Source organism: Pedobacter sp. PLR (assembly GCF_026239675.1).
GTDB lineage: Bacteria > Bacteroidota > Bacteroidia > Sphingobacteriales > Sphingobacteriaceae > Pedobacter.
In genome coordinates, this window is sequence record NZ_JAPIVQ010000004.1 from 315,784 (window position 1) to 338,127 (window position 22,344).

23 protein-coding genes are annotated in these 22,344 nt (G+C 41.0%); 11 read left to right on the forward strand and 12 right to left on the reverse strand.

Features of this window, described 5'->3' with window-relative positions; all coding sequences use genetic code 11:
• Nucleotides 1-143: 143 nt before the first annotated feature.
• A complete protein-coding gene (gene clpB, locus OQX61_RS11950; protein WP_265841913.1) occupies nucleotides 144-2,738 on the reverse strand; it encodes an ATP-dependent chaperone ClpB in 2,595 nt (864 codons plus the stop codon).
• A gap of 369 nt (nucleotides 2,739-3,107) precedes the next feature.
• On the opposite strand from clpB, the gene OQX61_RS11955 reads away from it, so the two are divergent.
• Nucleotides 3,108-4,337 (forward strand): MFS transporter, encoded by a 1,230-nt coding sequence (locus OQX61_RS11955; protein WP_265841914.1) that lies wholly within the window; start codon nucleotides 3,108-3,110, stop codon nucleotides 4,335-4,337.
• A gap of 7 nt (nucleotides 4,338-4,344) precedes the next feature.
• Complete coding sequence (locus OQX61_RS11960; protein ID WP_265841915.1) at nucleotides 4,345-5,175, forward strand: endonuclease/exonuclease/phosphatase family protein; 831 nt, start codon at nucleotides 4,345-4,347, stop codon at nucleotides 5,173-5,175.
• Nucleotides 5,176-5,254: 79 nt separating this feature from the next.
• Here the strand turns inward: OQX61_RS11960 and OQX61_RS11965 are convergent, their stop codons facing one another.
• The 5 genes from OQX61_RS11965 to OQX61_RS11985 form a co-directional block, all read right to left on the reverse strand.
• Nucleotides 5,255-5,653, reverse strand: a complete 399-nt coding sequence (locus OQX61_RS11965) for an SRPBCC family protein (protein WP_265841916.1) — start codon at nucleotides 5,651-5,653, stop codon at nucleotides 5,255-5,257.
• A 7-nt stretch (nucleotides 5,654-5,660) separates the two neighbouring features.
• Entirely contained in the window at nucleotides 5,661-6,320 is a 660-nt protein-coding gene (gene pyrE / locus OQX61_RS11970; RefSeq protein WP_265841917.1) for an orotate phosphoribosyltransferase, read from the reverse strand.
• A gap of 239 nt (nucleotides 6,321-6,559) precedes the next feature.
• Nucleotides 6,560-6,784, reverse strand: a complete 225-nt coding sequence (locus OQX61_RS11975; protein ID WP_265841918.1) for a hypothetical protein — start codon at nucleotides 6,782-6,784, stop codon at nucleotides 6,560-6,562.
• Nucleotides 6,785-6,873: 89 nt separating this feature from the next.
• A complete protein-coding gene (locus tag OQX61_RS11980) occupies nucleotides 6,874-6,999 on the reverse strand; it encodes a hypothetical protein (RefSeq protein ID WP_265841919.1) in 126 nt (41 codons plus the stop codon).
• Between the two features lie 191 nt (nucleotides 7,000-7,190).
• Entirely contained in the window at nucleotides 7,191-7,814 is a 624-nt protein-coding gene (locus OQX61_RS11985; RefSeq protein WP_265841920.1) for a hypothetical protein, read from the reverse strand.
• A gap of 304 nt (nucleotides 7,815-8,118) precedes the next feature.
• On the opposite strand from OQX61_RS11985, the gene OQX61_RS11990 reads away from it, so the two are divergent.
• Nucleotides 8,119-8,751, forward strand: a complete 633-nt coding sequence (locus tag OQX61_RS11990; protein WP_265841921.1) for an NUDIX domain-containing protein — start codon at nucleotides 8,119-8,121, stop codon at nucleotides 8,749-8,751.
• Here the strand turns inward: OQX61_RS11990 and coaD are convergent.
• Genes coaD through OQX61_RS12005 form a run of 3 tightly spaced genes read right to left on the reverse strand, consistent with a single transcriptional unit; the run spans nucleotide 8,719 to nucleotide 10,595 of the window.
• On the reverse strand, nucleotides 8,719-9,183 hold the full coding sequence (coaD, locus tag OQX61_RS11995) for a pantetheine-phosphate adenylyltransferase (protein WP_265841922.1): 465 nt from the start codon (nucleotides 9,181-9,183) through the stop codon (nucleotides 8,719-8,721). The genes OQX61_RS11990 and coaD overlap by 33 nt on opposite strands.
• A 51-nt stretch (nucleotides 9,184-9,234) precedes the next feature.
• A complete protein-coding gene (locus tag OQX61_RS12000) occupies nucleotides 9,235-9,774 on the reverse strand; it encodes an RsmD family RNA methyltransferase (protein WP_265841923.1) in 540 nt (179 codons plus the stop codon).
• On the reverse strand, nucleotides 9,765-10,595 hold the full coding sequence (locus OQX61_RS12005; RefSeq protein ID WP_265841924.1) for a DUF3822 family protein: 831 nt from the start codon (nucleotides 10,593-10,595) through the stop codon (nucleotides 9,765-9,767). Before OQX61_RS12005 ends, OQX61_RS12000 begins: the two co-directional genes overlap by 10 nt.
• A gap of 68 nt (nucleotides 10,596-10,663) precedes the next feature.
• Between OQX61_RS12005 and OQX61_RS12010 the strand changes: the two genes are divergently transcribed.
• Together OQX61_RS12010 and OQX61_RS12015 are read left to right on the forward strand one after the other, a co-directional pair.
• Nucleotides 10,664-12,100 carry an AAA family ATPase gene (locus tag OQX61_RS12010; RefSeq protein ID WP_265841925.1) on the forward strand — a complete coding sequence of 479 codons (1,437 nt, stop codon included), beginning with the start codon at nucleotides 10,664-10,666 and terminating at the stop codon, nucleotides 12,098-12,100.
• Nucleotides 12,101-12,126: 26 nt separating this feature from the next.
• Nucleotides 12,127-12,816: an MCP four helix bundle domain-containing protein gene (locus OQX61_RS12015; RefSeq protein WP_265841926.1), complete on the forward strand. Its 690-nt coding sequence runs from the start codon at nucleotides 12,127-12,129 to the stop codon at nucleotides 12,814-12,816.
• Here the strand turns inward: OQX61_RS12015 and OQX61_RS12020 are convergent.
• Nucleotides 12,813-13,691: an AraC family transcriptional regulator gene (locus OQX61_RS12020; protein WP_265841927.1), complete on the reverse strand. Its 879-nt coding sequence runs from the start codon at nucleotides 13,689-13,691 to the stop codon at nucleotides 12,813-12,815. The two genes, OQX61_RS12015 and OQX61_RS12020, sit on opposite strands and share 4 nt — an antisense overlap.
• A gap of 162 nt (nucleotides 13,692-13,853) precedes the next feature.
• On the opposite strand from OQX61_RS12020, the gene OQX61_RS12025 reads away from it, so the two are divergent.
• The 4 genes from OQX61_RS12025 to OQX61_RS12040 all read left to right on the forward strand — a co-directional run bounded on the left by OQX61_RS12025 (nucleotide 13,854) and on the right by OQX61_RS12040 (nucleotide 19,255).
• A complete protein-coding gene (locus tag OQX61_RS12025; RefSeq protein WP_265841928.1) occupies nucleotides 13,854-15,683 on the forward strand; it encodes a sodium:solute symporter family protein in 1,830 nt (609 codons plus the stop codon).
• Between the two features lie 9 nt (nucleotides 15,684-15,692).
• Nucleotides 15,693-16,877, forward strand: a complete 1,185-nt coding sequence (locus OQX61_RS12030; protein ID WP_265841929.1) for a glycosidase — start codon at nucleotides 15,693-15,695, stop codon at nucleotides 16,875-16,877.
• A gap of 250 nt (nucleotides 16,878-17,127) precedes the next feature.
• Nucleotides 17,128-17,538, forward strand: a complete 411-nt coding sequence (locus OQX61_RS12035) for a GtrA family protein (protein WP_265841930.1) — start codon at nucleotides 17,128-17,130, stop codon at nucleotides 17,536-17,538.
• Nucleotides 17,539-17,551: 13 nt separating this feature from the next.
• The gene (locus tag OQX61_RS12040; RefSeq protein ID WP_265841931.1) at nucleotides 17,552-19,255 is read left to right on the forward strand and encodes a glycosyltransferase family 39 protein; all 1,704 of its coding nucleotides are present in this window, start codon (nucleotides 17,552-17,554) and stop codon (nucleotides 19,253-19,255) included.
• Nucleotides 19,256-19,319: 64 nt separating this feature from the next.
• Here the strand turns inward: OQX61_RS12040 and trxA are convergent, their stop codons facing one another.
• Together trxA and OQX61_RS12050 are read right to left on the reverse strand one after the other, a co-directional pair.
• Nucleotides 19,320-19,610, reverse strand: coding sequence for a thioredoxin (trxA, locus tag OQX61_RS12045; protein WP_265841932.1), 291 nt, complete (start codon nucleotides 19,608-19,610; stop codon nucleotides 19,320-19,322).
• 100 nt (nucleotides 19,611-19,710) lie between these two features.
• Nucleotides 19,711-20,007 carry a Dabb family protein gene (locus OQX61_RS12050; RefSeq protein WP_265841933.1) on the reverse strand — a complete coding sequence of 99 codons (297 nt, stop codon included), beginning with the start codon at nucleotides 20,005-20,007 and terminating at the stop codon, nucleotides 19,711-19,713.
• Nucleotides 20,008-20,347: 340 nt separating this feature from the next.
• Between OQX61_RS12050 and OQX61_RS12055 the strand changes: the two genes are divergently transcribed.
• Both OQX61_RS12055 and OQX61_RS12060 read left to right on the forward strand, forming a co-directional pair.
• Nucleotides 20,348-20,941, forward strand: coding sequence for an RNA polymerase sigma-70 factor (locus OQX61_RS12055; RefSeq protein ID WP_265841935.1), 594 nt, complete (start codon nucleotides 20,348-20,350; stop codon nucleotides 20,939-20,941).
• 72 nt (nucleotides 20,942-21,013) lie between these two features.
• Complete coding sequence (locus OQX61_RS12060; RefSeq protein WP_265841936.1) at nucleotides 21,014-22,135, forward strand: FecR family protein; 1,122 nt, start codon at nucleotides 21,014-21,016, stop codon at nucleotides 22,133-22,135.
• Nucleotides 22,136-22,344: the final 209 nt, after the last annotated feature.

A 22,344-nucleotide genomic window follows, 5' to 3' on the forward strand; every position in this document is an offset into this window, starting at 1 on the left:
GTATCGTAATATTAATGAAAACAAATGGTTGTTATAATAATTATTAAATTTTAATTTAAATTTATTTTTAATAGAAAAAGCCTTCAGGTTATCTCTGAAGGCTTTTAATTTAACAATGGTTGCAATTAAATAAGCGAGGTTGCTTATGCGTTGTTTAAAAACACGAATTTATTATCAAACGTATCTAATTTTATCTTGCTGTCCTTGTCTATTTTTCCAGCAAGAATTTCTTTAGACAATTCATTTAATATCCTTTTCTGGATGACACGTTTCAACGGTCTTGCTCCAAACTGAGGATCGTAACCTAGTTCTGCTAACCAGTCTAACGCTTCTGGCGTAGCTTCGATCTCGATACCCATCTCAGCAAGCGTTTCTTTCACATGGTTGAACTGTAAGTCCACAATGTTTCTGATCTCGCTGCGGTTCAATGGGGTAAACATGATCAGCTCATCAATCCTGTTTAAGAACTCCGGTCTGATGGTTTGCTTTAAGATTTCGAACAATTCGCTCTTCGTCTTCGCAATTACCTCTTCGCGGTTTTCATCATTCAGGTCTTTGAAATTTTCCTGAATCATGTGTGCTCCAATATTTGAGGTCATGATGATAATGGTGTTTTTAAAGTTCACCATACGGCCCTTATTGTCTGTTAGACGACCATCATCCAGTACCTGCAATAAGATGTTGAACACATCCGGATGCGCTTTTTCGATCTCATCGAGCAAGATAACTGAATAAGGTTTCCTACGAACGGCTTCCGTTAACTGTCCACCTTCATCGTAACCTACATATCCCGGAGGCGCTCCAATCAATCTGGATACCGCATGACGTTCCTGATATTCACTCATATCAATCCTGGTCATGGCGTTTTCATCGTTAAATAAGTACTCAGCCAATGCTTTAGCCAGCTCGGTTTTTCCCACACCGGTAGTACCCAGGAAGATGAATGAGCCAATCGGTTTGCGTTTATCCTGTAATCCGGCTCTTGACCTGCGAATCGCATCAGAAATGGCTTCAATCGCCTCATCCTGACCAGCCACACGTTTGTGTAACTCTTCTTCCAGATGAAGTAATTTTTCCCTTTCACTAGAGATCAGCTTGGTTACCGGAATACCAGTCCAACGGCCTACAACTCCTGCGATATCATCGGCAGTCACTTCCTCTTTCAGCATTCTGCTTTCCGATTGCTGACTTTCAAGTTTCACTTTCAGTTGTTCTACTTTGTCCTGAGATTCCTTAATTTTTCCATAACGGATCTCTGCTACCTTACCATAATCTCCTGCACGTTCCGCCTGGTCTGCTTCCAGTTTATAATGTTCTATTTGCTCACTTTCCGCGTTAATAGCATCTACCAGGTCTTTTTCACCCTGCCATTTGGCTTTCAGCTGATCGCGTTCCGCAGATATATTGGCAATTTCCTCAGCAAGAGACTGAACTTTTTTGTCGTCATTCTCTCTTTTGATCGCTTCACGCTCAATTTCCAGCTGCATAATCTTACGGTTCAGTTCATCCACTTCTTCCGGCACACTGTCCATTTCCAAACGTAGTTTAGAAGCGGCCTCGTCCATTAAGTCGATGGCTTTATCCGGTAAGAAACGATCGGAAATATAGCGTTGCGACAGCTCTACTGCGGCAATGATCGCTCCATCCGTAATCCTCACTTTATGGTGAGTTTCATATTTTTCTTTCAATCCACGCAGAATCGAAATCGCATCCTGAGTATCCGGCTCACCCACCATTACCTTTTGGAAACGGCGTTCTAAGGCCTTATCTTTTTCAAGATATTTTTGATACTCATCAAGCGTAGTGGCTCCGATTGCGCGAAGTTCACCTCTGGCCAATGCAGGTTTTAAGATGTTGGCCGCATCCATAGCGCCTTCACCACCACCGGCACCTACCAAAGTGTGGATCTCATCAATGAAAAGAATGATGTCTCCATCGCTTTGAGTCACCTCTTTAACCACTGCTTTCAGGCGTTCCTCAAATTCTCCTTTGTACTTGGCACCTGCAATCAGGGCCCCCATATCTAATGAGAACACTGTTTTTGTCTTTAGATTGGTTGGAACGTCTCCCTGTATAATCCTGTGGGCAATACCTTCGGCGATGGCAGTTTTACCAACACCAGGTTCACCGATCAGGATCGGGTTGTTCTTAGTACGTCTTGAAAGAATCTGGATCACCCTTCTGATCTCTTCATCGCGACCAATTACAGGGTCAAGCTTTCCTGATTCTGCATATTCATTCAGGTTTCTTGCATATTTATTTAAAGCATTAAAAGTTGCCTCAGCATTCTGGTCGGTTACATGATTGTCTCCTCTCAAAGCTACAATAGCCTTTTTAAGGTCTTGCTCGGTAACGCCCTGATCCTTTAATAGCTTAGAAGTATTGTCATTTACAGAAAGTAAACCCAGTAAAAGGTGCTCTACTGAAACGAATTCATCTTTGAACTCTTTCAAATAAGTTTGCGCCTTTTGTAAAGCCGAGTTACTTCCTGAAGTTAAATACGGACTACTTCCGCTAACTTTAGGAAACTTAGCTATCTGGCTATCTAAATGTTGGTTTACGACATTTAGATTTACATTTAATTTCTTTAAAACATAAGAAACCACATTTTCATCAACAGTGAGCAGCCCTTTAAGTATATGCGCTGTCTCAATAGCTTGTTGCTGGTTGCCTTGAGCTATTTCAGAAGCCTGTTGAATCGCTTCCTGTGCTTTTATAGTGAAATTGTTGAAGTTCATATCATCTGTTAAACAAAGAAAATGCCATATTGTTCTTAAAAGAAACTTCGGAAATTATGTCTGATTAGATGAGATTTGTATGACAAAGTGGCTGATTTACCGGGTGATTTACCTGAAAACCTGTCTGCGGAAAGCCGGATGCTGTAGGTTTAGTCCCGATTGTTAGAACTTGCAACAACAAATCAGAAAATGGCTGGCCATTTCCTGGCCGGAAAGGCAATATTCTTCTTAAATTCGCAGACCTGCATGCTTTTCATCCGGTGATTTTCTGAATTTTCCCTTTTATATTTTTATAAAATAATAATAGCGTACGATTCAGAAAAAATTGCTCCGGAATGGCGACAGGTAAGAAATTATATAAGGAGAGAGATGAAGGAGTTTTTACGGTTATATTTAGATGCGTATCGTGGGCTATCCACACCGGCCTGGATGCTGGCACTGGTGATGCTGATCAATAGGAGTGGTGCTATGGTAATTCCTTTTCTGGGAATATACATGATCAATCATTTGAGTTTCTCTTTAGAGGATACCGGGATGGTATTGAGCTGTTTTGGTGTAGGTGCAGTGGCTGGTTCTTTTGCCGGCGGCTGGTTAACTGATAAAGTAGGGCACTTTAAAGTGCAACTTTTTAGCTTAATCTTTACAGTACCGATGTTCTTTCTGCTTCCTGAGCTGAATACCGTAGTCAAACTGGCAGTAGGGGTGTTTATATTAAGTGTGATTTCTGAAACTTTCAGACCTGCAAACTCCGTATCTATTGCTTACTATTCGAAACCTGATAACATCATCCGTTCTTTCTCTTTAAACCGCATGGCGATGAACCTCGGTTTTTCTATAGGCCCCGCATTGGGTGGATTCCTGGCGGCGATCTCTTATACCTTTTTATTTTATGGCAATGCAATAGCGGCTTTTTGTTCTGCGGTTCTGTTTTTCATTTACTTTAGAAATAGAAAAGGGAATGAGAAAACCAAAGAGAAAGCGGTGCTGCCGGAAAGTCCGGAAGCAGTTGTTGCCGGTAAATCTCCTTATAAAGATGTGTTGTTTATGCTGTTCAGTTTGCTTTGCAGTATTTTCACCATCTGCTTTCTTCAATTGCTAAGTACACTGCCTTTATATTACAGAGAAGTATATCAAATGACGGAAGCTAATATCGGGGTCATCCTGGCTTTTAGCGGAATTGTTGTTTTTCTTTTGGAAATGCTGCTGGTACATATCGCGGAGAAGCGCTTTACCTCGAGGGATATCATGGTGATGGGAACCTTGCTTTGTGGTTTTTCTTTCCTGATTTTAAACCTTGCCCATGGCATATGGGTACTCTATATGGCAATGTTTGTCCTTTGTCTGGCGGAAATTCTGGCCATGCCTTTTATGGCGACTGTCACTTTGCAACGATCTACGATTCAAACACGGGGAGCCTATATGGGCGTTAATGCGCTCTGTACCTCTGCTGCACATGTGTTTTCTCCTTTCCTGGGGACGCGTGTTGCTGCAAATTATGGTTTCAACGTATTGTGGTGGGGAACGGCAGCGGTGTTGTTGTTAACCTCCATCGGCTTTTTCTTCGTGATGAAAAGAATGAAATTAAACACCATTAACTAAATATCTTTTGAAAAATTCCCTTTTGTGGACGCGCCGGAATGCGCTCCTGATGCTGCTTGCGGTTTGTTTTTTTAGTGCCTCCGGGCAAAATGTTCGTGTAGGTTCCTGGAACCTTAAAGATTTTGGCCAATCCAAAACCGATGAAAATATCCTTTTTATAGCCAATGTGATTAAGCGCTTTGACGTGATTGCCATTCAGGAAGTGGTGGCCGGTTACGGCGGACCGAAGGCGGTAATCAGGCTTGCTGGAGCCTTAAACCAAACCGGTGACGTTTGGGAGTATTCATTTAGCCATGGTACTTCCAGTGACAGGTATAGTAAAGAACGCTATGCTTTCCTATGGAAAAGCAAAAAGATAAAGAAAGTCGGGGAGCCCTGGCTGGAGAAGAAATATCAACTGGAAGTAGAGCGTGAGCCTTATTTTGGTACCTTTCAGTTGGGGAAGAAAACATTTACCTTAGTTTCTTTTCATGCGAAGCCAAAAGCAAAACAGCCGGAAACGGAGATCAAATACCTGAAATTTCTGCCGGATTTACATCCAAAAGAAACCTTGATTTTTTGTGGAGATTTTAACCTTCCTCAGTCTCATTCCGTGTTTAATCCGCTAAGGAATATGGGCTATGTTTCGGCGATGGTCAATCAGAAAACCTCACTTAAACAAAAGGTGGTAAAGGGCGAACATCTGGCTTCAGAATATGACAACTTCTTTTATCATGGTGACAAGCTGAAGGTGATCAGTACAGGGATAGTACCTTTCTATACGCAGTTTGAAGAGTTGAAAGAGGCGCGGAGGATCTCCGATCATGTGCCGGTTTATCTGGAATTCTCCTTAAATTAAGGGCATACGAAAAATAGCCGTTCCAGGAAGGACGGCTATTTTTTATATGTTGATCTCTTTTGGAGACCGCAATGCAAAATTAATTTAAGATTTCTGCTAGTTTTTGAGTCTGATGGTCAGCCAGTTTTTTTAGCGGTCCGGCAGCAAGCATTTTCATCATCATGTTCAGGTCTGCGGAGATAATCAAGGTAGCGGTAGTTCCACCATTTCCATTGTCTGCAACAGTCCATTTCAATTCTAAATCAAAAGGAGGTTTCTCCGTTGGGATAGCTATTAATTCCTGGTTTTCTACGCGACTGGAAATCTTTATTGCCAATTTAGCCATGTTTTGGATGGTAAAGCTGGCTTCATCAGTTGTGGACGACCAATTGTAGATGTTTTCCGGCATCAATTGCTGATGATTATTCATATCAGCTAAAAATGCATAGACGTTCGCTACAGGCTGGTTGATGTCAGTAGTACTCTCAATAACTGTCATTATGATTCTAGGTTAGTTGTTCTAATTCTTTTCCCCATTCTGATGGGTTTCTGCGCCATTTAGTCAATAGGTCTACATCATTTTGAGCAATGAAGCTATGTTCAGCAGCATATTCAATTAATGTATTGTAATTAGACAAGGTGGCGTAACGACATTTTGCCGCTTTAAAGTTTTCTTCAGCCTGGTCAAAACCATAGGTGAAGATAGACACTAAACCTGCTACAGATAATCCTGCATTTCTCAATGCTTCTACTGCCTGTAAGCTGCTTTTTCCGGTAGAAATCAAGTCTTCCACTACAACTACGCGTTGTCCTTCTACTATTTCTCCTTCAATCAGACTTCCGGTACCGTGTTCTTTTGCTTTCGCTCTCACATAAGCAAAAGGTAATCCCAATTCCTGGGCAACCAATACACCCTGAGGAATACCAGCCGTTGCTACTCCTGCAATCAGGTCCACAGAACCAAATTCTTCCTGGATCAATTGCGTCAGTTTTTGTCTGATGTATGTTCTTACTGAGGGATGGGAAAGTGTAACTCTATTATCGCAATAAATTGGAGATTTCCAACCTGAAGCCCATGTAAACGGGTTATTTGGTTGTAACTTTATTGCTTTTATTTGTAATAAAAATTCAGCTACCTTTAATTCAATATCACTTTTATTATACATGCTCCAAAATTAAGGATTTTCATACGCTTGTCCTAGCACTACTTTGAATAATGTTCTTTTTGTGCTGTAGAAAATTGTAGAAAATCAATTGTTTAACTATTTGTTTGATCTCTCAAATATCGTTAATTAAAGTCGGTGACCAAAGTTCTTTTTCCCGAACAATTGAAGGTCAGCATTTTAAAGAACCCGCGGTTTTAAAGAAGCCAAAAAAGTACCAGCTCCCGGATAGCGGGTCGTATTTAAGTTTTTTCTACTGTGTAATCAATCACGATCCTACTCGTAGTAAATACATCAATATTGAAATTGACAGTGTCCTTGCCATCAAATGAATAATCTTCATTCTCAAAAAGTCTGTTACCATCAACGTACACTTTGACATGGTCTTTTTTGTAATCAGCAGCAAATATAACCGCTGGTTTGATTTGATCTTTTTCTAATTGGAGATATACAGAATGCTCAGCCATATCTATATTTTTTAAGTTTTCAGTGTCATTACCTCAACTAAACTATTAACAGCTGTTGTTCTTAAATGTGTTGAATTGCTGAAATAATTTCAATTTTCCTCCTCTTCTTCATCGCCATTTGTTAGTCTTTGTTTAATCAATTCCAAAATGTGATACAGCTCCGGATCATTGTTTTCTTTCGCAATAATCATCTCCAATTGCAGTTGCTCTATCATTTCCCGTTTCGTTTGTTTACTTTCCATAATTTCCCCTACTATTATTTAGTGTAATAATGAGTCAATCAATAAGATCTAAACAAGCGATAGGAGGGATGGATGAGTTTTGTGATCAACAACAATTAAGAATAATTTATGGTTTTGGTTTGCGCCAAATAAAGTAAGGTTTGTAAAAAGTAAAGTACAGCCCTTTACAGTGTAAACTCTATACGCTGCACCAGGTAAGCCTTGCCGAAATTTGCCGGGTCATGGGTTACGGTTGCTTTAACAGACTTCCATTTTGGATAGATCGGTTTTTTATCTTTTCCATAGCTTTCCCGTATTTCCAACTCATGTTGCCAGATTTCTTCCAGTTGATCCTTTACTGCCGGACTGGCGTAACTGAGCTGTATTTTCTCCTGGATATATTGATATTGGTCATCTTTTTTCGTCAGGTAAATTGACGGACCACCGGGTAAGTAAGCTTTGATTAAGCTGATCTCAAAAGTTTCAGTTCCTGTATACTTCTGTTCCTCGATCACCTTCAGAAAGTCAAACCATCGGTCCGAACCATCCTGAGGGGGCTCTTTTTCGAAATGAAAACGTGCTTTGACACGGTATGTATAACCGGGTTTCCTTTCTGTAAAGCCAATTAAAGACAATTCTGCCGGTTTATTTCCAGGTAGGAGTAACAAAGTCTCGCCCAGCGCTGCATAGCGGTGATCAACCAATAACTCAACTTCCTGACCGTTTTTTAATTTATACGGGCCGTACAGCTCTTCTTTTGAACAGGCAGAAAGGAAAATAACCAAAAATAGTAAAGAGAAATATTTCATAACGTTAGAAAGATAAGGTGTTTAGCTGTGAAAACGTAGGGCGATCCGGAAACGCTACACTTAAAAGTAAATAACGGAATCTTTTAAATCAAACATCCCCAATGGCCAGATCTTCGCTTTACAAAACCTTCCTTTTTTTTTGATATCATTTATTGGATAAATATTTATAATTTTAAAAACTCAAATATCCAGGTGATTTTGTAAGAATTTTGATTGAAAACCCCTTTAGAATACAATTCAAAGGGGTCTGTTTTTTCTAAGGAAATTTTACGACCTGTAATAAAAAGCATTTTAAGCGCGAAGCATGAAAAAATACAGCATTTACATCAACGACAATACTTTGTTTATTGCAGATTCTAAGCCTGTTCAGGAAAAAGAAATTCAGCAGTTAGAGGTTGAGGGCTTTGATTTCAGATTGTTCTACAAAAATTTACCTGCAAATACAGCTACAGATTTTTTACTATTGGTAGCTGATCCTAAAGCGGCATTTAGCCAGATTAAAAATAACCTTACCTTAATTAAAGCTGCTGGTGGACTGGTAAAAAGTACGAAAGGCAACTACCTGTTTATTTTCAGAAACAAGAAATGGGATCTGCCAAAAGGAAAGGTAGAAAAAGGGGAGAGAATGAGGGAAGCTGCGGTTAGGGAAGTGGAAGAGGAGTGCGGAGTAAAAATTTACACCAACGACGAGAAGCTTTGCAAAACCTACCATGTTTATCCAATGGGCACTAAATTGGTGTTAAAGAAAACCAAATGGTACAGCATGACCGTTAAAGGAGAACCGAAACTGATTCCCCAAAAGGAAGAAGGAATTACAAAAGCCAAGTGGTTAAATAAAACGGACCTGGCTCCTGTACTTATAAATACCTATCCATCTATCATCCAGGTACTGGAAGTAGGTTCCTTACTTGAGGAACGGGATAGCGTTTTGAGGTAAAAACTGGCTCACATCTCCGTGATTTCTAAGGATATCACGGACGATGGTCGAGCTGATTGCCGAATATTCCGGCTTACTCAATATAAATATCGTCTCCATTTCCGGCATCATTGTCTGGTTGATCTGCGCAATTGCACGTTCATACTCAAAATCACCCACAGAGCGGATTCCGCGAACCATATACTGCGCATTAATCTTCCTGCAAAAATCTACCGTCAGTCCTTCATAAAGCTGTACTTCTACTTTAGCTTCCGATTCAAAGACTGTTTTCACAATCTCTTCCCGCATTTCCGCAGAAAGGTAACTCTGTTTCGAACTGTTTAATCCAATACCAACTACTACTTTATCAAATAGCGGCAGGGCACGTTTCAGAATGTCCACATGGGCAATGGTAATCGGATCAAATGATCCTGGAAACAAGGCGATCTTCATCTTTTATATTTTATGACAACAGCCACAGGTAAATGTGGCTGTCGGGGAGGGTTATTTTACTTTTTCAAAGAAACTAAAAGACGAATTTCCGTATCTTCTGGTCTCTTTAAAACCTGGTTGCGCATTCATCTTCAGTAAAGAAGGGTGTTCTACAATCAATAGACCGTTATCCGTAAGCAAATCGTTCTTGATCACCAATTCCGGAATTTTTGGAATCGTAGGTAAATCATAAGGAGGATCTGCGAAAATGATCTGGTATGATTTCTTATGTGTATCCAAAAACTTGAACACATCTGCTTTTTGTACGTCAATCACATCCAGCTTATGCCTGGCAATCACTGATTGTACCCAAAAGATACATCCCGAATGTTTATCTACTGCCGTTACGCTTTTTGCCCCTCTGGAAGCGAACTCAAAGCTGATATTTCCTGTTCCGCAGAAAAGGTCCAGCACATCACAGCTGTCAAAATCGTAAGTATTGTAAAGAATGTTAAAAAGAGCTTCTTTGGCCATATCTGTAGTGGGCCTTACCGGTAAGCTTTCCGGGGCATTGAAACGAATGCCTTTTAATGTACCGCCAATTATTCGCATATATCCAGTGCTAGCAAGCTGCTGTAATAATGAGCAGGCATGTCTTCTAAAATTTTGTGATCTACCTGATCACTTAAGGGAGTGTTAAAGGTTATTTTCTGGAAATATTTCTCCAGGCATTGGTAATAAGCATCATTTTCGTGAACGATGCCACTCAATAATACCGCTGTATCTTTGATGTTGATTTTAATCTGATTGATGATCAATAGCAGGTAATAATTAAACTCTTCTGCGTTCTCAATTTCGTAGCAATTGCGGAAAATCATTTGATCACCTTCGGTAAGTACAGCAGTAAAAGAAGCTGCCGTAAAATCAAGCAACAACGTTTTCTGCGCGCTATCCGGAACCATGGCCAGCATTGGTGCCACCTGGTCGAATAATTTACAACTCAACAGGGCATCTGCCAACGTTTCATCCATAAAACGCTGAAGCGTAAAAATAGAAGTGAAGCCGTAATTTGCAAATGGTCTTACATATAGCTTATCTGATTGCTCCTCAGTGAAGAACTTTGCGTATTGATCTAAATTTTTAGCGTCAAACAATTCCGTCGGAATAGCAATCGAGTTTTCGCTGTATACAGCTACCTTAATGTCTTTAAAAGCCAGATTCAGGTAACTGTCATTTTTTAATTTTGTAGCCAGATCCTGTGGAATGTTTTTAGATTCCTGCTGATCATAAACTGCTTTTAACTGGTTCGTGGTTTTGTCAATAATGGCATAGGAGAAGCTATCTGCGGTAATTTTTAACAATAAATTGCAGTCTGGCGCTGTACTAGGATCAAATTCCGGATCAACTAATAAAATGCTGTTTTTATGGCTCATCTGTATCAAATTATTTAAGATCAAAATTAATCCTTTTTTCTATAACATCACCATTGCATCTTTGTTAAATGGATAAAGCATCAATTATAGCCCAGTCTTACGCGTTTACACCTACGGCCGAACAGCTGGTTTTTTGCCGGGAAATGGCGGCTTTTTTAAGCCAAGGCTTAGATGATCAGTGTTTTATATTGAGGGGGTATGCAGGGACAGGAAAGACGACTTCTGTTGGCGCTCTCGTAAAAGCATTGCCGAAATTTGGCTTTAAAGCAGTGTTGATGGCGCCTACAGGGCGAGCGGCAAAGGTGATGAGCAACTATACCGGGCGTAAAGCACTCACTATTCATAAGAGAATCTATAGAAAAAGATCAGCAGTATCTACGGATATGTCTTTTCAGATTACCCCTAATTTGTCGGAGCATACGGTCTTTATTATCGATGAGGCCTCCATGATTGCCGATGAGTGGAATACACAAACAAGTTCTTCGTTTTTGAAGGATTTGATGCAATATGTATACAATCAGAAAAACTGTGCGGCGATATTTGTCGGAGATACGGCACAATTACCACCGGTTGGTAGTATCGACAGTCCGGCATTAAACAAAGAATATGTAGCGGCTAATTTTGGCATGTCGGTGCGGGCGGTAGAGCTTCAGGAGGTGGTGCGACAAGAGAAGGAATCCGGTATCCTTGCCAATGCCACCATGCTTCGGAAACTGATTAATGAAGGATCATCGGAAGAGGCAGATGACATTGAACTGCCAAAATTCATGACTACCGGATATAGAGATATTTTCAGGATGACGGGTCTAAAGCTGGTTGAGGGCCTCGAATATGCCTACAGCAAATTTGGTATGGAAAATACACTGGTGGTCTGCAGGTCTAATAAATCAGCAAATATATACAACCAGCAAATCCGTTCACGCTTGCTTTACCGCGAAGAAGAACTGACTGGCGGCGACCAGATCATGGTGGTCAAGAATAACTATTTCTGGCTTCCCGACAATGAATCGGCTGCTTTTATTGCCAATGGTGATATGGCCAGAATCGTGCGGGTAAGGGGTACCGAAGAACGCTTTGGTTTCCGCTTTGCAGAAGTGGCCCTGGAGTTTCTGGATTTCCCTGATGCCGGACAAATCTCCTGCAAAGTGATGCTTGATACCTTAACCGCCGAAACGCCCAACCTTTCTTATGAGCTGGGCAATAAATTGTTCGAAGCTTTAAATGTAGAATACGAACACCTGACTAATAAAAGAGCGCGTTTCGCTGCCATTAAGGAGGATCCATATTACAATGCGCTGCAAATTAAATTCGCCTATGCGGTAACCTGTCACAAAGCACAAGGTGGGCAATGGGATGCTGTTTTTGTAGACCAGGGCTATTTAACAGAAGAAATGATCGACCTCGATTTTTTACGTTGGCTATATACCGGCGTAACCAGAGCAAAAAGAGAATTATTTTTAGTAAATTTTGCTCCAAACCTTTTTGTTTCCCCATTAGAAGATTAACTTAACCTTAACTTATTCCGATTCATATGAAAGTTGCTTATTCTTTAAAACAGAAAATGAAAATCGCTACGTTTCTTTTTGCGATTATGGCCTGTATGATTCTAATCAGATTCCTGGAGGATAAAAGTGTGAAAAGCATGAATGAGTCTTTCGTTTCCATGTATAACGACCGCCTGGTTCCTGCAACCGACTTGTTTTACATCGCAGAAAACATCTTTGCGAAAAAACTTACCCTGGATAGTTTTCTTTATTCCGGAAATCCCGATAAAAAAGATGTCGACTTATTGAAACGTCAGTTTCAACAGTTCAATACCACGATTGATTCTCTGATGAAAAAATATGAAAAGACTTTTCTGGTGAAACAGGAAAAGGAGGAATTGAAAGAATTGAAAATCCGGTTGATCGGTTCTATCGCGGCAGAACAACATGTGATTTCATTGACGGACAGTCATAGCATCTTAGATGGGCGAAAACTTTATGAGACTGTAGGGAGAGCAACTTCGAGAAGAACACTGCAACAATTAACGGAGTTGATGACCATCCAGACACAGGTAGGGCAGGAATTGATTCAAAGCTCCGAATCTATGGTGTCCAGAAGTAAGCTGTACTCGACCTTGCAAATTGCCCTGGCCGTATTGATCGGGATTCTGGTAGTCGGGATTATCTCCGCTTCCAATGTGGTGCAGGTCAAAAATGATAAGTTCAATATGAACTAGATAAAGGAACGTGTTCCGGAAAAACTGTCTCTAAACTCTTTTGGTGTACAGCTTTTCTTCTTTTTGAAAATACGGTTGAAGTTTGATATGTTGTTGAACCCGCATTTATAGGCGATCTCTGAAATTGTCTGTGTACTGGAAATCAGCATTTTTGTAGCATGGCCTAATCGGATCTCATTCAGGCTGTCAATGAAAGTGCTGCCTGTTCTCTTTTTGATAAACCTGCTGAAAGAAACTTCTGGCATACTTGCCGCCTTCGCCACTTCCTCCAGTGAAACCCCTTTATTGTAATTCGCATTCATGTAATCGAACGCTTTTTCTATCCGCCGGCTGTTGTAATTGAACTGTTCATTGTTAAAACTGGAATTCGATAAGCTGCGCATATTCCTGGAAATGGAGAGGTCGTGCAGAATAGAAAAGAGTTCCAGAACAGAGTCAAAACCCTTCTTCTGACTTAAAGAAAGGATTCTCGGAATCAACCTTTCTATCGTATCCGCAGCAAACAAGATTCCTTTTTGTGCACGGTCAAACATATTGGAAATGAAACTCAATTGATTTCTTTTGAGTAAGCGATCATCAAACAGGTCTTTGTGGAATTGTATGGTAATTTCCATAATTTCCTCGCTTTTACATTGATGGGTAAACCAGGCATGATACAGATTCGGTCCGATAAAGACCAGCTCCGCATCTGCGATCACCTCGATATGATCTCCTACAATCCTTTTAGCCCCTTTTGCATGTAAAATCAGGTTCAACTCGTACTCTTCATGGTAATGCAAAGGAAAGTCGAAGTCCTTTTTAGTCCTGGAGAAAATCGTAAAGCAATCACTCTGCGTTAAAGGGGTAATTTCCCTGACTATATTATTGGCCATCATATAAATATAACAATCTGTAATTAATGAATTAGGATTATGTTAAAATAGTACTAGTCTAAACTAGTATTAATCACGTATTAATGAGCCTTTTTGTTTTGTAAATACAATTAATTGTTAAAATAGTATTGAAGCTGTATGCGAAAATAGTATAGTTTTGATTTTATGAAGTTTCAACTCATTGATGTGCTCATTATCATCACCTATCTGATTAGTACGATCATTATTGGCTTTTGGTACCGTAAAAAGGCAAAAGAAAATAATCAGAGTTATATCATGGGGGGCAAATCATTGCCCTGGTATAAGCTGGGATTGAGCGATGCTTCTGATATGTTTGACATTAGTGGCACCATGTGGATGGTGAGCCTGTGCTTTGTGTATGGGATGAAGAGTATCTGGATTCCCTGGTTATGGCCGGTATTTAATCAGGTTTTCCTGATGATGTATTTGTCGAAATGGCTGAGACGTTCTAATGCCACTACCGGCGCAGAATGGCTGTCTACCAGGTTCGGATTGAAAGGCCGCGGCGTTGGCGCCTCTCATAAAGTGGTCGTTGCTTTTGCCTTGCTGAGCTGTCTGGGCTTCCTCGCTTATGGCTTTATTGGCCTGGGTAAATTTGTAGAGATTTTTATTCCATGGGAATTTGTGAAAGCTTATGTGCCTTTTGAAGTCTCCCCACATTACGTGCCTCATTTTTATGGCATCATATTTACGCTATTTGCTATGTTTTACTCTATTCTGGGAGGAATGCATGGGATTGTGTTTGGCGACATGATCAAGTACGCAATCATGACGGTAGTTTGTATTTCTATTGCCGTGATAGCGATGATTAACCTGAACGGTCAGCAGCTGAATGTGCCAAAAGGCTGGGATAGTCCTTTCTTCGGAACGCATTTAGCGCTCGACTGGACGGGCATCATCGATGATGTCAATAAAAAAATCGAAAGCGATGGCTACTCACTATTCAGCATTTTCTTTATGATGATGCTCTTTAAAGGTGCTTTTGCTTCCCTGGCCGGTCCGCCGCCAAACTATGATATGCAGAAAATTCTGTCTACAAAATCGCCTGAAGAAGCGAGTAAAATGAGTGGTTTTGTGTCTATTGTTTTGCTACCGATTCGTTATTCGCTCATCGTAGGCTTAACAGTTTTGGGTATTCTGTACTATGATCAAATGAACCTGAAAGGAATGGATGGGGCCATAGATTATGAAAGAATTTTGCCGGCAAGTATCAATAGTTTTGTTCCTGTTGGCTTGTTCGGCTTGGTGCTTACAGGGCTTTTAGGTGCTTTTATGGGCACTTTTAGCGGGACGCTTAACGCAGCGCAAGCCTACATCGTGAACGATGTATACCTCAAATATATCAATCCTACGGCCTCCAATAAAAAGATCATTTCCATGAATTATTTGTCTGGTATATTGGTGGTTGTGGTTGGAGTGATCCTGGGTTTCTTTGCCAGGGATGTAAATAGCGTGTTGCAGTGGATTGTATCCGCACTGTATGGTGGATATATCGCCGCCAATGTGTTGAAATGGCATTGGTGGAGGTTCAATTCCAATGGTTTTTTCTGGGGGATGTTTACCGGTATTGTTGCCGCTTTGGTGTTTACCCGATTCTTTTCAGGTGTAGAATTCCTGTACTATTTTCCATTGCTGTTCCTGCTTTCTTTAACAGGTTCTGTGATTGGAACGTATATGGCGCCGCCTACCGACGAGGAAACGCTGAAAAGCTTTTACAGAACCGTGCGGCCCTGGGGATTTTGGAAACCGGTGTATGAGCTGGTGTTAAAAGACGATCCTTCTTTTAAAGCGAATAAAAACTTTGGCAGGGATATGTTCAATGTGGTACTGGGCATCATCGCACAGCTTTGCCTGACCTTATTGCCGATGTACCTGATTTTAATGATGAAAATGCCCTTGATGATCACGATAGCCGTACTGGCAGTCATTGTGTTCATTCTGAAAAGAACCTGGTGGAATAAACTCGAAGATTAATAGAATTATATGATGGATTACGACAAAAGACTGGAGGAGCTCAGCCGCGCCCATCAGTCTTTACTTACGCGAAGAAACAAACCGGAGAACTTAGGAAACGGTATTTTTAACAGATATGAACACCCGGTTTTAACCGCTGCACATACGCCGCTGTACTGGCGTTATAATTTGAACAGAGAAAGTAACCCTTTTCTGATGGAACGTATTGGCATCAACTCCGTGTTTAATGCCGGAGCGATTAAGTGGAATAATAAATACCTGCTGATGGCCAGAGTTGAGGCGAGCGACAGGAAATCTTTCTTCGCCATTGCGGAAAGTGACAATGGGATTGATCAGTTTAAATTTTGGGAATATCCGGTCGTGATCCCCGAAACAGAATTGCCGGATACCAATGTGTATGATGTTAGACTAACCGTTCATGAAGATGGCTGGGTATATGGCTTGTTTTGTACGGAAAGAAGAGATCCTGCGGCTTCGGAAGGAGACCAGTCGGCCGCATTGGCGCAATGTGGGATTATCCGTACTAAAGATTTACTGACCTGGGAGCGTCTGGCAGATTTGAAAACCAGTGCTCAGCAGCAGCGAAACGTAGTGCTCCATCCTGAGTTTGTAGCTGGTAAATATGCGTTCTATACGCGTCCACAGGATTCTTTTATTGAAGCCGGTAATGGCGGAGGAATTGCTTTTGGCCTTTCCGAATCCATAGAAAATGCCGAGATTCCGGAGGAGCTGCTGATCGATAAAAAGGAATACCATACGGTTTATGAAGCTAAAAACGGGCAGGGACCAGCACCTATAAAAACGAAATACGGTTGGTTGCACCTCGCTCATGGCGTTAGAAATACGGCTGCCGGACTAAGATATGTGCTGTATGTGTTTATGACGGACCTCCATGACCTGAGTCTGGTGATCCATAAGCCTGCTGGTTATTTTATTGCACCGGAAGGAGCGGAGCGGATTGGCGATGTATCTAATGTGGTGTTTAGCAATGGCTGGATCGCTGATGAAGATGGCAATGTGTTTATATATTACGCGGCTTCAGATTCCAGGATTCATGTGGCCACAAGTACTATAGATCAATTGCTGGACTATGTATTGAACACACCGGAAGATGGCTTTAGATCGGCGGCAACAGTGCAGCGCATCTACAATTTAATTGATCAGAATAAAGAAAATAAAGACCTGCATCCTTAGGGAAATTTTTAACCATGACAGGCCTTGAGGAAGTGCTCGGGTTGTGGTCGGGAAGAACGGCATATTGGAAAAGGGTTCCGTACAGGTTAAGTAACGGTTGCCGGTACTTTGGTGTAGGTTTACCTATCCAGACCCTTTCTTAACCGTAAGTCAACCGTACGGCAAATAAACGCTCTTCCCGACCAGAACCAGAATCTTTCATAAATGAAATTAATATGTACTTTTGCGGCACGTACCGATTTCTATTTCTATGATGAACCTTGCCCTGATTGAATTTAACCAGACCTTATTGTATAAGTTTATCAGATTTGGTGTGGTAGGTTTTTCTGGTCTGGCGATCGATTTTGGCATCACTTACCTTTGTAAGGAAAAGCTCAGGATTCATAAGTACGTATCCAGTTCATTGGGCTTTGCGGTCGCTACGGCTTCCAATTACACCCTTAACCGCAACTGGACTTTTGAAGACCATGCTTCGGCGAGCTTAACCCAATTTAGTAAGTTTTTTATGATTGCCCTGGTCGGCTTATTTCTAAGTAATATTTTGATTTATCTGCTCAACGATAAATTGAAATGGAACTTCTATGTGGCCAAAGGTTGTGCCATTGTGGTGATTTCCCTCTGGAACTTCTTCGCCAATTACCTGTATACTTTCTCTAGTTAAAACCAATTCCCTGATGCTGCAAACAAAAAAGAGTCCTGAGCAAATATTGTTTATTTTCTTAGGCATATGGACGATCTTGAACATCATTCAGGCCAGCTTTGTGGAAGTTCATGCGGATGAGGCTTATTACTGGGTTTACTCCAGGTTTTTAGACTGGGGCTATTTTGACCATCCACCAATGGTGGCTTTGTTTATCAAATTAGGAGATATGTTGTTGCCTTCCACTTTGGGGATGCGCTTCCTGACGGTTTTAACCAGTTCTCTTTCTGTTTTCCTGCTCTGGAAAATTGTGAAACCTTACGGGGAGAATATCAAGCTTTTTATCTTGCTATTCAGTGCTGTGGTGCTGTTCCATGTTTATGGATTTATCACGACTCCTGATTCACCACTGTTCTTTTTTACCATCTTGTTTTTCTATGTCTACCAAAAATATGTAGCCTCAGATCAATTGAAATGGGCGTTGTTGCTGGCATTAGTGATCGCCTGTTTGCTCTACAGTAAGTACCATGGCATTTTAGTGTTGTTCTTCACGATTCTTTCCAACCTAAAACTGCTGAAAAGACCTTCTTTCTGGCTGATTGTTGGGGTAGCGATACTCGCTTTCCTTCCACATATCTGGTGGCAGGTGGAGAACAATTACCCTTCTTTTTACTATCATGTCATTGATCGCTCTGCGGCATTTTATAAATCAAGATATACGACAGAGTATCTGCTGGCTCAGCTGGCACTCGCAGGCCCCTTAGTCGGTTGGTTTATGTACCGCGCCGCGGTGGTATTGAAAACACCTGATGCTTTTATCAAAGCAATTAAAGTTAACTTTTACGGGGTGTTTATCTTCTTCCTGTTCAGTACGCTGAAAGGTAGGGTAGAGGCACACTGGACCTTACCGGGAATGATCTGTCTGTTTATTCTGGCTTATCTTTATTTGTCAAAAAGAACGGTTCCTAAATGGTTTGAGAGACTGGCAATGGTCAATATAGTCTTGATTTTAATCACGAGAATCATCCTGTTGGTTCCTGTTCCTGCCCTGATGAAAATTGGTGTTGTTGCTTATTATTTTGGCAATGAGACCTGGGCAAAACAGATTCATGAAAAGGCAGGGGATGCTCCGGTAATTTTTACGGATTCTTTTCAGGTCCCTTCAAAGTATAATTATTATACCAGAAGCACGAAAGGCTTTGGATATGATTCGCGTAATTACCGCAAAAATCAATACGACATCTGGCCATTGGAAGATAGCCTAAGAAATAAACGTGTTTACCTTGCCTTGCCTTATAGCAGGGGCTTATCCGAACAAGATACCATTGAAACTGCAAAAGGCTTGTATTATGGGACCTGGGTAGATTCGGTAAGAATGTATCAAAAGGTTTCCGTTAATCCGGTAGAAATCCCTGCTGTGCTTGAAAAAAGCAGGCCATTAACCCTAAAACTGAAGATCAGTAATCCTTATGATCAGGAGATTTTCTTAGGAAATGCCGGTCAGAAATGGGCCTGTGTATTGGAATATGGTTATGAAAGAGCCGGGGATTTGGGAGAATTCAGGATAGTGAAAGCTAACCTGGACAAGCTGAGGATTCCGGCGAAACAATCAGTTATACTGGATGCCGAAATCCGTACACCTGAAGTGCCTGGTAAGTATAAACTGATCTTTTCTTTAAGAACAGCACCCTTTGCGGGTAGCAGAAATAGCAATATGATCTCTGTTGATGTTAAATAGCTGATCCGTCAGGTAGTTATTTGTGAAGCTAACTGTCTGGCTAATGATCTGAATGGACAATTAGCTAGATAGACAGTTGTTTTAGTAAGGTCATCTGATCAATCATTCCGGAATGTCTCCAGACGATTTCTCCGTTTTTAAAGACCATAAATGTAGGTACTGACTTTACGTTGTATCTGATGGCTGCGGCCTGGTTTTTATCGATATTAATCTTGATCACACGGGCATTGCCTTCGGTAATTCTTGCAACTTCCTGAACGATAGGGTTCATGGCTTTACAAGGGCCACACCAATCTGCATGAAAGTCTACCAGTATTGGCGTACCTGATTGTATCAAATCTTGAAATGCACTCATAGCTGTATTATTTAGGGATGGTAGACTGGTAATCCGGAGAAAAACAACGCATCGCTGTGTTGGTTCTCTCCGGTTAGCAATAAGGTTTATTCATTAAAAATTAATGAGCATCATAAATGATTACTTTCTCAAAAAGACCACGGAATTCATCCAAAAATGCTTTATGTAATTCATGAACCTGGTACACATCGTGTCCGGCAAGATCTGAAAAGAATAAGATTAAAGAGAAAGAATAAGTGGTGTCTACTACTGCACGGTCAATAGGAGCAGGAGTACCGATATGGAAAGCTTCAACCGATTCGATTGCTTCTAATCCTTCAAGGCCGTTTCTGAAAGCGGCTTTTTGATCTTCAGTAGTGTCGGCTTTTAGCCAGAATAAAACGTGATGAGCTAACATATATTAAGGTTTTTTGGTAAATATAGGGAATTGTATGGTGCCGGAGAAAGCGGATTTGAATATTCCGTTTGGCAGGAAAAAAATGGAAGGTTGGTAAAAGAAACCGGAGAAAGATATGGGTCCTCCTCCGGTAACTTAATCTAGCGTGCATGAATAGAAACGGGAATGGGCGGCTAAACGCTACAGCGGCATTCCATTTTTTTTTAAGAATCTTACAAAAAGCAACGAATAGGGAAGTTGAAAAGCACAATATTTTGGCATTATACTTATGAAATTGTTAATTTAAAAACATTGAGGTTACATTGGTTTAATTTTGATAAATTAGTTTCGGGATTTCCAAATGCGAGCAAAATATATCATTTCCGACCAGGATCTTCAGGCTAAATTAATGGCCGGGGAGGAGTCTGCTTTTTCGGAACTTTATGACCGTTATAACGATGCGCTTGCTGCTTATATTAAGCGGTTTGTGCATTCTTCAGCTTTGGCGGAAGACCTCAGTCAGGAGGTTTTTATAAAGATCTGGCAGTATAAATCGAAACTTAATGAGGTCAGGTCATTTAAAGCTTACCTGTTTATCATGGCCAGAAACCATACACTCAATAGCCTTAAAAAGGCAATGAGGTCTGATGTGGCCATGGCCGAAGTGCTCAGTAGCTTCGTGGAACAAAGAAATGATACGGAAGAAGAGCTGTTGAGTAAGGAATATCTGCAGTATCTGGAGAAAGCTTTGTCGGAATTACCGGTAAGGACCAGGGAGATTTTTAAACTTTGTCGCCAGGAAGGAAAAAGTTATGATGAGGTTGCCTGTGCCCTTGGGATTTCCAGAAATGCAGTGAAAAATCACATGGTCGGCTCCATGAAAATATTAAGTGCTTCCGTGAAAAAAGACCTTGGGATATCCCTAAGCATACTTCTGACTGTTTTCCTGAAATAATTAAAAAAATAAATCATTTTCAGCTACCCTGGTACCCCTCGAATATTGTCTTAATATTTGAACGGACATCCTATGGAAGAGAATAATTTTTATGAAGCCCTTGTACAGCGTTATCTGAAAAATCAGTTGACCGATCAGGAGCTTGAACTTTTTGCCGAACTGGTAAGAACCGGCAAACTGGACGATCAATTGTTTGAAGCCTGGAATGCGGATATCGACATTACAGCCGAAGATGAACTGGATTTTAACCGTACCCAAAAAGTAAGGTTTTTATGGCCTAAAGCGGTCGCAGCAGCGGCAGTTTTAATCATGCTCTCTTTTGCCGGATACTTCTATTATCAAAAGTATTCATCCGCAACTCCTGTGGAGCTTACTGCAAATCTTCATGACGCGGATCCTGGTGGAAATAAGGCTACCCTGACCTTAGCCGATGGTTCAAAAATATCGCTGACGGATGCCAATAATGGCGAACTGGCCAAACAAAGTGGGGTGAGGATTTCAAAAAGTAAAAACGGGGAACTGGTCTATTCGGTGATTGCAACCGATACCAAACTGCCTGTTTTTAATACGATTAGCACGCCAAGAGGTGGGGTATACCAGGTGAATCTTCCGGATGGCACAAAGGTATGGCTCAACGCGGCATCCTCCATAAAATTTCCCACCACATTTGCTCATCTGAAGGAGCGGAAAGTGGAGCTAGAAGGAGAGGCCTATTTCGAAGTCGCAAAAAACAAGAAACTTCCTTTTATCGTATCCACAAGCGGTCAGCAGCTCAAAGTGCTGGGTACGCATTTTAATGTCAATGCTTATGATGATGAAGATGAGGTGAAAACGACACTCCTTGAGGGAAGCCTGAAAGTTTTTGCCGCAAATTCGATTTTACTGAAACCCGGGCAGCAGGCCCATGTGAATAGAAAGGGATCGCGGAATGTTCAGCTGAGCCCCGCAAATATAGCACAGGTAATGGCCTGGAAGAATGGGTTCTTCCATTTTGAAAAAGATAACCTTCATGCGGTGATGCGACAATTATCGCGCTGGTATGATGTGGAAGTAGTTTATGAAGTTGACCGCAACGATGATGAGTTTATGGGTGACATTCCCAGAGGAATCAAGCTATCTGAAGTCCTCAAAATGTTGGCTTTTGAAGGAACACAATTTAAGATTGACGGCCACAAACTCATCGTCAAAAAATAAAACCATATAACCGAACTGTTAAACCAAACTTCTTTCGCTTATGAAAATATAAATACTTAAAAACAACGCTTTTATGAAGGAATTAACAGGACCCTGCTCGAACAGGGCCCTGTTGCCCCCATCCGATCATATCAGATAGGAACATCGTTCCGGTTGACCTCAAAAAAAACTTATTGGATAATTAATGAATAAACCAAAACATTCAAAAA

What these genes read in the sequence shown, in the direction of transcription:
- OQX61_RS11980 (WP_265841919.1), bottom strand. Translation starts at nt 6,999, where the DNA reads ATGATAGAGCAACTGCAATTGGAGATGATTATTGCGAAAGAAAACAAT.
- OQX61_RS11990 (WP_265841921.1), top strand. Translation starts at nt 8,119, where the DNA reads ATGAAAAAATACAGCATTTACATCAACGACAATACTTTGTTTATTGCA.
- coaD (WP_265841922.1), bottom strand. Translation starts at nt 9,183, where the DNA reads ATGAAGATCGCCTTGTTTCCAGGATCATTTGATCCGATTACCATTGCC.
- pyrE (WP_265841917.1), bottom strand. Translation starts at nt 6,320, where the DNA reads ATGTATAATAAAAGTGATATTGAATTAAAGGTAGCTGAATTTTTATTA.
- OQX61_RS12040 (WP_265841931.1), top strand. Translation starts at nt 17,552, where the DNA reads ATGCTGCAAACAAAAAAGAGTCCTGAGCAAATATTGTTTATTTTCTTA.
- OQX61_RS12060 (WP_265841936.1), top strand. Translation starts at nt 21,014, where the DNA reads ATGGAAGAGAATAATTTTTATGAAGCCCTTGTACAGCGTTATCTGAAA.
- OQX61_RS12015 (WP_265841926.1), top strand. Translation starts at nt 12,127, where the DNA reads ATGAAAGTTGCTTATTCTTTAAAACAGAAAATGAAAATCGCTACGTTT.
- OQX61_RS11985 (WP_265841920.1), bottom strand. Translation starts at nt 7,814, where the DNA reads ATGAAATATTTCTCTTTACTATTTTTGGTTATTTTCCTTTCTGCCTGT.
- OQX61_RS12010 (WP_265841925.1), top strand. Translation starts at nt 10,664, where the DNA reads ATGGATAAAGCATCAATTATAGCCCAGTCTTACGCGTTTACACCTACG.
- OQX61_RS12035 (WP_265841930.1), top strand. Translation starts at nt 17,128, where the DNA reads ATGATGAACCTTGCCCTGATTGAATTTAACCAGACCTTATTGTATAAG.
- clpB (WP_265841913.1), bottom strand. Translation starts at nt 2,738, where the DNA reads ATGAACTTCAACAATTTCACTATAAAAGCACAGGAAGCGATTCAACAG.
- OQX61_RS11955 (WP_265841914.1), top strand. Translation starts at nt 3,108, where the DNA reads ATGAAGGAGTTTTTACGGTTATATTTAGATGCGTATCGTGGGCTATCC.
- OQX61_RS11965 (WP_265841916.1), bottom strand. Translation starts at nt 5,653, where the DNA reads ATGACAGTTATTGAGAGTACTACTGACATCAACCAGCCTGTAGCGAAC.
- OQX61_RS12030 (WP_265841929.1), top strand. Translation starts at nt 15,693, where the DNA reads ATGATGGATTACGACAAAAGACTGGAGGAGCTCAGCCGCGCCCATCAG.
- OQX61_RS11975 (WP_265841918.1), bottom strand. Translation starts at nt 6,784, where the DNA reads ATGGCTGAGCATTCTGTATATCTCCAATTAGAAAAAGATCAAATCAAA.
- OQX61_RS12025 (WP_265841928.1), top strand. Translation starts at nt 13,854, where the DNA reads ATGAAGTTTCAACTCATTGATGTGCTCATTATCATCACCTATCTGATT.
- OQX61_RS12020 (WP_265841927.1), bottom strand. Translation starts at nt 13,691, where the DNA reads ATGATGGCCAATAATATAGTCAGGGAAATTACCCCTTTAACGCAGAGT.
- OQX61_RS12005 (WP_265841924.1), bottom strand. Translation starts at nt 10,595, where the DNA reads ATGAGCCATAAAAACAGCATTTTATTAGTTGATCCGGAATTTGATCCT.
- OQX61_RS12055 (WP_265841935.1), top strand. Translation starts at nt 20,348, where the DNA reads ATGCGAGCAAAATATATCATTTCCGACCAGGATCTTCAGGCTAAATTA.
- OQX61_RS12050 (WP_265841933.1), bottom strand. Translation starts at nt 20,007, where the DNA reads ATGTTAGCTCATCACGTTTTATTCTGGCTAAAAGCCGACACTACTGAA.
- OQX61_RS12000 (WP_265841923.1), bottom strand. Translation starts at nt 9,774, where the DNA reads ATGCGAATAATTGGCGGTACATTAAAAGGCATTCGTTTCAATGCCCCG.
- trxA (WP_265841932.1), bottom strand. Translation starts at nt 19,610, where the DNA reads ATGAGTGCATTTCAAGATTTGATACAATCAGGTACGCCAATACTGGTA.